At 66.2% G+C, this 8,156-nt stretch carries 6 protein-coding genes; 4 read left to right on the top strand and 2 right to left on the bottom strand.

Annotation, left to right across the window (positions count from 1 at the left end):
- The first annotated feature begins 1 nt into the window (after nt 1).
- The 4 genes from IQ16_RS25480 (at nt 2) to IQ16_RS25460 (ending at nt 6,447) form a co-directional block, all read left to right on the top strand.
- Nucleotides 2-1,318 (top strand): UDP-glucose dehydrogenase family protein, encoded by a 1,317-nt coding sequence (locus IQ16_RS25480; protein WP_145831810.1) that lies wholly within the window; start codon nt 2-4, stop codon nt 1,316-1,318.
- Nucleotides 1,319-1,460: 142 nt separating this feature from the next.
- Nucleotides 1,461-3,935 (top strand): ATP-dependent helicase HrpB, encoded by a 2,475-nt coding sequence (gene hrpB / locus IQ16_RS25475; protein WP_018643460.1) that lies wholly within the window; start codon nt 1,461-1,463, stop codon nt 3,933-3,935.
- 291 nt (nt 3,936-4,226) lie between these two features.
- The gene (locus tag IQ16_RS25465; RefSeq protein ID WP_026312063.1) at nt 4,227-4,739 is read left to right on the top strand and encodes a TIGR02281 family clan AA aspartic protease; all 513 of its coding nucleotides are present in this window, start codon (nt 4,227-4,229) and stop codon (nt 4,737-4,739) included.
- Between the two features lie 208 nt (nt 4,740-4,947).
- Complete coding sequence (locus tag IQ16_RS25460; protein ID WP_018643458.1) at nt 4,948-6,447, top strand: phosphomannomutase/phosphoglucomutase; 1,500 nt, start codon at nt 4,948-4,950, stop codon at nt 6,445-6,447.
- A gap of 174 nt (nt 6,448-6,621) precedes the next feature.
- Here IQ16_RS25460 and IQ16_RS25455 read toward each other — a convergent pair whose 3' ends face one another.
- Both IQ16_RS25455 and IQ16_RS25450 read right to left on the bottom strand, forming a co-directional pair.
- Nucleotides 6,622-7,131 carry an Lrp/AsnC family transcriptional regulator gene (locus IQ16_RS25455; protein WP_018643457.1) on the bottom strand — a complete coding sequence of 170 codons (510 nt, stop codon included), beginning with the start codon at nt 7,129-7,131 and terminating at the stop codon, nt 6,622-6,624.
- 96 nt (nt 7,132-7,227) lie between these two features.
- Nucleotides 7,228-8,151 (bottom strand): sugar kinase, encoded by a 924-nt coding sequence (locus tag IQ16_RS25450; RefSeq protein ID WP_018643456.1) that lies wholly within the window; start codon nt 8,149-8,151, stop codon nt 7,228-7,230.
- Nucleotides 8,152-8,156: the final 5 nt, after the last annotated feature.

The raw sequence follows: 8,156 nt of genomic DNA, 5'->3' as shown, positions 1-8,156 counted from the left end.
CATGCGAATCGCGATGATCGGAACGGGCTATGTGGGACTGGTGTCCGGAGCCTGCTTTGCGGATTTCGGTCACGACGTCACCTGCGTCGACAAGGACGAGAAGAAGATTGCGGCCCTGCACCGCGGCGAGATTCCGATCTACGAGCCCGGTCTCGACGAGCTGGTCGCAGCGAATGTGAAGGCGAAGCGGCTCGACTTCACCACTGACCTGTCCAAGCCGGTCGCCGATGCGGACGCCGTGTTCATCGCGGTCGGCACGCCGTCGCGCCGCGGCGACGGTCACGCCGACCTGTCCTACGTCTACGCCGCCGCGAAAGAGATCGCGCAGTCGCTTCAAGGCTTCACCGTGGTCGTGACCAAGTCGACCGTGCCTGTCGGCACCGGCGACGAGGTCGAGCGCATCATCCGCGAGACCAATCCAAAGGCGGACGTCGTCGTCGCCTCCAACCCCGAATTCCTGCGCGAGGGCGCGGCGATCCGCGACTTCAAATTCCCCGATCGCGTCGTCGTCGGCACCTCGGACGAGCGCGGCCGCAAGGTGATGGGCGACATCTATCGCCCGCTGTCGCTGAACCAGGCGCCGCTGATGTTCACCGCGCGCCGCACCGCCGAGATGATCAAATACGCCGCCAACGCCTTCCTCGCGACCAAGATCACCTTCATCAACGAGATCGCGGACCTCTCGGAGAAGGTCGGCGCCAACGTGCAGGAGGTCGCGCGCGGCATTGGCCTCGACAACCGCATCGGCACCAAGTTCCTGCATGCCGGCCCCGGCTTCGGCGGCTCGTGCTTCCCGAAGGACACCAAGGCGCTGATCAAGATCGCGCAGGACTATGACGTATCCTTGCGCATCGTCGAGTCCGTGCTGGCGGTCAACGAGAACCGCAAGCGCGCGATGGCGCGGAAAGTAAGCCAGGCGCTCGGCGGCTCCTTGCGCGGCAAGACCATCGCCGTGCTCGGCCTCACCTTCAAGCCCGACACCGACGACATGCGCGATGCGCCGTCGATCCCGCTCGTCACCGGCCTCATCGACATGGGCGCGAAGGTGAAGGCGTTCGATCCCGTCGGCATGGAGCAGGCGAAGGGTGAGCTGCCCAACATCACCTATTGCGAGGACGCCTATTCCTGCGCGCAAGGCGCCGATGCGCTGGTGGTCGTCACCGAATGGGTGCAGTTCCGCGGCCTCGATCTCGACCGGCTGAAGAGCGTGATGGCACAGCCCGTCGTCGTCGACCTCCGCAACATCTACAGCCCCGAGGACATGCGCGCGGCCGGCTTCACCTATGAGAGCGTCGGACGCCCGTCGGCGCAGGGCTGATCGTTACACACGATTGTCATACCCCGCGAAGGCGGGGTATCCAGTACACACAGATCTTTGGAATGGCCGGGATCTAATTGACTGGATCGTCCGCCCAGTGCGCAGTTGCGCACAAGGCGCGGACGATGACGGATCGAGACTTTTGCCCCGTAGCTTCGACACGCCCCTCCCGATCGATGCCGTGCTCGACGACTTGTCGCGCACGCTGGATCAGCACAATGCCGCCGTGCTGGTAGCGCCTCCCGGTGCCGGCAAGACCACGCGCGTGCCGCTGGCGTTGCTCGATGCGCCCTGGGCCAAAGGCAAGAAGATCATCGTGCTGGAGCCTCGCCGCATCGCCGCGCGCGCCAGCGCCGACCGCATGGCCAAATCGCTGGGCGAGCGCGCCGGGGAGACCGTCGGCTACCGCGTCCGCTTCGGCTCGAAGATCTCGCGCGCAACGCGCATCGAGGTCGTGACCGAGGGCATCTTCACCCGCCAGATCCTCGACGATCCCGAACTGTCAGGCGTTGCCGCGATCCTGTTCGACGAATTCCACGAACGCTCCCTCGACGCCGACATGGGCCTCGCGCTGGCGCGCGATGCGCAAACCGGCCTGCGCGAGGATCTCCGTATCCTCGTGATGTCGGCCACGCTCGACGGCGCGCGCGTTGCCAAGCTGCTCGGCGATGCCCCCGTCGTCGAGAGCGAGGGCCGTGCCTTTCCGGTCGAGACGCGCTATCTCGGCCGCAAGGCGGATGCGCCGATCGAGCGACAGATGGCCGATGCCATTGCCTCCGCGCTCCGTGCCGACAGCGGCTCGGTGCTGGCGTTCCTGCCAGGCGCCGCCGAGATCCGCCGCACCCAGAATTTCCTTTCCGAGCGCGTGCAGGACGCCAGCATCGAGATCGTGCCGCTGTTCGGCGCGCTCGATGCCGCCGTGCAGGACCGCGCCATCGCGCCGGCGCCGAAGGGCACGCGAAAAGTGGTGCTGGCGACCTCGATTGCGGAGACCTCGCTCACCATCGAAGGCGTGCGCATCGTGGTCGATTCCGGGCTTGCCCGCGTGCCACGCTATGAGCCCGATATCGGCCTGACGCGGCTTGAGACTGTGCGCGCCGCGCGCGCGGCGGTGGACCAGCGCCGCGGCCGTGCCGGCCGCACCGAGCCCGGCGTCTGCTACCGGCTCTGGGACGAGCCGCAGACGGCCTCGCTCGCGCCCTACACTCAGCCGGAAATTTTAAGCGCCGACCTGTCGTCGCTGGTGCTCGATCTCGCGCAATGGGGCGTCACTGATCCCGCCGCGCTGTCGTTCCTCGATCCGCCGCCGCAGCCGGCCTGGAAGGAGGCAAAAAGCCTGCTCTCCGAGCTCAACGCGCTCGATGCCGACGGCCGTATCACCGCCGAGGGCAAGAGCCTGCGCGCGCTGGCGCTGCCGCCGCGCCTGGCACGCATGATCGTGGATTCGCATCGCGCCGGCGAGGGCGAGGCCGCTGCCGAGATCGCGGCCATCATCACCGAGCGCGGGCTCGGGGGCGACAGTGTCGACCTCGAGCACCGGCGCGACCAGTTTCGCCGCGACCGCTCCCCGCGTGCTTCGAGCGCTCGCGATCTGGCGCGACGCTGGGCCTCGCAGGTGGCAGCGTCGGAGAAGGCGGGACAGCAGGACGACCTCTCCACCGGCCTGATGCTGGCCTATGCCTTCCCGGACCGCGTCGCGCGCAATCGCGGCAATGGCAGTTTTGTGCTCGCCAACGGCCGCGGCGCCGCCGTGGAACAGACCTCCTCGCTCGCCCGCGCGCCCTATATCGCGATCGGCGAGATGACGGGAACGGCCGCAAGCGGCCGCATTCTGCTCGCGGCGCAGATATCGCAGGACGAGATCGAGCGTCACTTCGCCGAGCATATCGAGGGCGTCGACGAGATCTCCTTCGACCGCGGCGCGATGGCGCTACGCGCACGGCGCAAGCGTGCGCTGCATGCGATCACGCTGTCCGAGGCCACGCTCGCCGTGTCGCCCTCGGAGGACACCGCGCGCATCTTCGCCGACGGGCTGATCGCTGCGGGCCTCGATCGGCTGCCCTGGTCGAAAGCCGCCAAACAATGGCGCGACCGCGTGATGTTCCTGCGCAAGGCCGAGGGCGACAGCTGGCCGGATCTGTCCGACGACGGCCTGATCGCGCGGCGCGACGATTGGCTGGTGCCGGCGCTCTACGACAAGATCGCGCTCAAGGACATTTCCGCCGGCGATCTCTCCGATGCGCTGATGGCGCTGCTGCCGTGGGAAATGCGCGCGCGGCTCGACCGCGAGGCGCCGACCCATTTCGAGGCGCCGACGGGAAGCGTGTTCGCGATCGACTACGAGGCCGAGCAGGGGCCGACCATCGCGGTGCGTCTGCAGGAATTGTTCGGTCTCAACACCCATCCGTCGATCGCGGCCGGCAAGGTGCCGCTGGTGCTGGAATTGCTGTCGCCGGCACAGCGCCCGGTGCAGGTGACGCGCGACCTTCCCGGCTTCTGGCGCGGCAGCTACGCCGCCGTGCGCTCCGATCTGCGCGGCCGCTATCCGCGCCACCCTTGGCCGGACGATCCCGCGAGCGCACTGCCGACCCGCCGGGCAAAGCCGCGCGGGACGTGATGTGTCTTCTCCCTCGCCCCGCGCTTGCGGGGAGAGGGTCGGGGTGAGGGGCTGTCTCTGCGAACTGATCTCTATCGATGGGCCTGTACCCCCTCACCCGGATCGCGCCGGCCGATGCTTCGCATCGCCGGGGCGATCCGACCTCTCCCCGCAGGCGGGGAGAGGTTTAAGTCGCCGCATTAACCGTCCGCTCATCCTTTTCGCCAAAATGGCGAGGTTCTGGCCGGGGCTCCGCTCGCGGGCGAACGGGTTGCGTGGTGAAATCGAGCGTTCCGGCTCGGAAGTGGTGTGATGCGTAACATTATGATCTTCGCGGCCATCATGATCGGCCTCGGCACTTTCATGGCGCAGATGGCCGACAGAGTGAGCTCCGCCTCCGCCACGTCAGTGCCGCGCACGACGGTGGCTGTTGCCGCCGCAGCGCCGGCGGGAGGCCGCAGCCTCGCCATTTCCCGCGACGGCCGTGGACACTTCCAGACCGAAGGCCGGATCGACGGCCAGCGCATCGGCTTCATGGTCGACACCGGCGCCTCCGTCGTCGCGCTGAACGAGACCTCGGCCGCCCGCTTTGGCCTCCGTCCCTCGCGCAGCGAATACAACGCCACCGTCTCCACCGCCAACGGCACCATCAAGGCCGCGCGCACCCGCATCGCCATGCTCGATGTCGGCGGCCTCATCGTGCGCGATGTCGACGCCATGGTGCTGCCCGACGAGGCGCTGTCGGAAAACCTGCTCGGCCTCTCCTTCCTGTCCCGCCTCAAGCGCTTTGAATACGCCAACGGGCAGATGGTGCTGGAGCAGTAAGCCGCGTCATGCGCTCCCTAGCGAGCTGACGAACGGGCGTTCGCACGAATTTTTTGAACGGAACGGGCGGAAGTCGCGCGCAAGATCGCGTGCCCCCGTTACCAAACTGCCGCAATTATCGGCCATAAGCCTTCATTCCCGCCTTCCGCTGCGGCCCGGCATTCGCTAAGGCTGCATCAATTCCTGCCCTTTTCACGAGACTGTCTCAATGTTTCCCAAGCCGAAACCCGTTTTGCTGCCCAACACCTACGCCTTCGAATCCGAGCCGATGGTGAAGCCCACCGGTTTTCGCGAATACGACGCGCGCTGGTTGTTCCAGAAGGAAATCAACCTGATGGGTGTGCAGGCGCTCGGCATGGGCCTGGGCGCGCTGATCGCCGAGCTCGGCGTCAGCCAAGAGATCGTCACCGGTCATGATTTCCGCGGCTATTCGGCCTCGATCAAATATGCGCTGATCTCCGGCCTGATGGCGGCGGGCTGCAAGGTGCGTGACATCGGCCTCGCGGTGACGCCGATGGCCTATTTCGCGCAATTCGATCTCGACGTGCCCTGCGTCGCCATGGTCACGGCCTCGCACAACGACAATGGCTGGACCGGCGTGAAGATGGGCGCCAACCGCCCGCTCACCTTCGGCCCCGACGAGATGACGCGGCTGAAGGAGATCGTGCTCAACGCCGAATTCAAGAACAAGGCGGGCGGCGCCTACCAGTTCCACGAGAATTATCCGGCGCGCTACATCGCCGATCTCACCAATCGTCCGAAGCTTAAGCGCAAGCTCAAGGTCGTCGCGGCCTGCGGCAACGGCACCGCCGGCGCATTCGCGCCGCAGGTGCTGGAGGCGATCGGCTGCGAGGTGATCCCGCTCGACACCGAGCTCGATCACACCTTCCCGAAATACAATCCGAATCCGGAAGACATGGAGATGCTGCACGCGATCCGCGACGCGGTGCTGCATCACAAGGCCGATGTCGGCCTCGGCTTCGACGGCGACGGAGACCGCTGCGGCGTCGTCGACAACACCGGCGAGGAGATCTTCGCCGACAAGGTCGGCGTGATGCTGGCGCGCGACATGTCGGCGATCCACAAGGACGCGCAGTTCATCGTCGACGTGAAGTCGACTGGCCTCTTCATCACCGATCCCGTGCTGCAGAAGCAGGGCGCCAAGACCGCCTATTGGAAGACCGGCCATTCCTACATGAAGCGCCGCACCAACGAGACGGGCGCGCTCGCGGGCTTCGAGAAGTCCGGCCACTTCTTCTTCAACAAGCCCTATGGCCGCGGCTATGACGACGGCCTGGTGTCGGCGATCGCGATCTGCGACATGCTCGATCGTGCGCCCGGCAAGTCGATGGCCGATCTGAAGGACGCGCTGCCCAAGACTTGGTCGTCGCCGACCATGTCGCCGCATTGCGCTGACGAGACCAAGTACGGCGTCATCGACAAGGTCGTGAAGCATTTTGAAGGCCTGCAGGCCAAGGGCGCGAAGATCGGCGGCCAGTCGATCCGCGATCTCGTCACCGTCAACGGCGTGCGCGTTACGGTCGAGGACGGCAGCTGGGGCCTGGTGCGCGCCTCCTCCAACAAGCCCGAGCTCGTCGTCGTGGTCGAAAGCCCGGTCTCCGAGCAACGCATGCACGACATGTTCGAGATGGTGAACAGCGTGCTGCGCACGCATCCCGAAGTCGGCGAGTACAATCAGACGATTTGAGGGGCGCCCTTACAGGACGACTGGAGGTCGCCGCGCACGCCGCCGTCATGCCCCGCGAATGCGGGGCATCCAGTACGCGGCGGCCTATCCGTATACGATTGCCGTCTCTGGAATACTGGATCGTCCGCCTTCGCGGACGATGACAGCATCGGCGCGGCGAAAGTCTGAAAAGCCCTAGGCAGCCACTACCGCCGGGATCGGCAGCGCGGTGACCGACTTGATCTTCTCCATCGCGAAGCGCGAGGTGACGTTCTTCAGCGGCACGGCGCTGATCAGCTTCTTGTAGAAGATGTCATAGGCCTGCATGTCCGCGACCACGACGCGCAGCATGTAATCGACGTCGCCGGCCATGCGGTAGAACTCCATCACCTCGGGCATGGCGCTGACGGCCTCGGCGAATTTCTTGAGCCAGGCATCGGAATGGTCGGAGCTTTCCACCGACACGAACACGGAGATGCCGAGACCGATCTTGTTCTGGTCGACCAGGGCGACCCGCTTCAGGATCACGCCATCGGCCTCCAGGCGCTGGATACGCTTCCAGCAGGGGGTCGAGGACAGCCCGACGCGGTCGCCGATCTCGGCGACGGACAGGGAGGCATCTTCCTGGAGTACCATCAGGATCTTGCGGTCGATGGCGTCGAGGCGGCGGCTGGTCTCGGGGATCTGGACAGCGGCATCAGTCATTTGAAGAACTTTGTTCCATTTCAGGGGCTGATTTCCCTGATATAGAGAAAATCTTTCCACAGCAAGCCATAATCTTGGCGCTTCAGTGGAATCGCTCTAGGGTTGGCTGCGTAAAAACCCTTCAACTTCAATGCGTTGCGGGGCCGCCAGGCCGCCGCCATGGCGGGTGCATTTCAGCGCTGCGGCAGCCGCGGCGAATCGCAGCGCCTCCCGCACCCCCTTACCCTCGGCGAGGCAAAACGCGAATGCGCCATGGAAGACGTCGCCGGCGCCGAGCGTATCGACCGCCTCGACCGGGAAGGCCGGGGTCTCCTCAAGCGCGCCCGCCTCGTCGAGCCAGATCGTGCCCTGCGGGCCGCGGGTGGCGGCGAGGAAGGCCGCCGTCAGGCTTGCCAGGCGCTTCAACGCCTCGCCGTCATCGGCGATGCCGGCCGTCTCCTGCACCTGCTCGCTGGCGAATAGCAGGTGCGAGGCCGCGGTGAGCAGCTCGTCCTGCAACGACATCGCGCGGTCGACGCCGACGATGACGGGAATGCCGCGCCGGCGGGACTCGATGCAGAGATCAATGCAAAAGGCGCCGCAGCGGCTCTCGATCAGGACGGCCTGGCAATCGGCCAGCAGTTCGTCGGTGTCGGGCAGCTTCATGCCCCAGAGCGCGGAATCGCGAAAGATCGTGAGCGTCCGCTCGCCGGAGGGCTCGATCATGATGGCGGAGACAGGCGTGCTCAGGCCCGGCATGCGCACGATATGCGCAGTGTCGATGCCCTCATGCGCCATCCGCGCCAGAATGAAATCGCTCGACCTTTCCCGCGCATCGCCCATCGGCCCCGCAAACGAAACGCGGCCGCCAAGTCGCGCCATCGCGATGGCGGCGTTGAGCGCATTGCCGCCGCAGATCTCCGCGAGATGCGTGGCATTGGCCTTGCTGCCGCGCGCGGGCACGGCCTCGACCCGGAAGGTGAGGTCGCGCACGGGAATGCCGATGCAGAGGATGCGCGGCGCGAGCACAGATGGCGCCATCGGCG

It is taken from the genome of Bradyrhizobium huanghuaihaiense, from assembly GCF_007830635.1.
Lineage (GTDB): Bacteria > Pseudomonadota > Alphaproteobacteria > Rhizobiales > Xanthobacteraceae > Bradyrhizobium > Bradyrhizobium huanghuaihaiense.
This window is presented reverse-complemented; position numbering and strand designations above follow the sequence as displayed.